We start from the raw sequence: 247 nt of genomic DNA, 5'->3' as shown, positions 1-247 counted from the left end.
TGAACAACGCCGGTAACAAGATTACCAACGTAGCCGCCGGTACCGACGACACCGACGCCGTCAACTACGGTCAGCTGAAAGAGACCAACGCCAATGTGGCCAAAGGTCTGAACATTGCCGCCGACAACGGCAGCGACGACAACGTCCAGCTGGGCGAAACCGTTGCCTACCGCAGCAGCGACCGCAACATCGTCACCACCGTGTCCGACAACCAGATTGACTTCAAACTGGCCAAAGACATCACCGT

The 247-nt window shown here is 57.5% G+C and carries 1 pseudogene; it reads left to right on the top strand.

What is annotated here, in order from left to right:
- Positions 1–247, top strand: a pseudogene (locus HMPREF2608_RS11340) (hypothetical protein); the annotation flags it as partial.

This window comes from Neisseria sp. HMSC064D07 (assembly GCF_001837185.1).
Classification (GTDB): Bacteria; Pseudomonadota; Gammaproteobacteria; order Burkholderiales; family Neisseriaceae; genus Neisseria; species Neisseria flavescens_C.
This window is presented reverse-complemented; position numbering and strand designations above follow the sequence as displayed.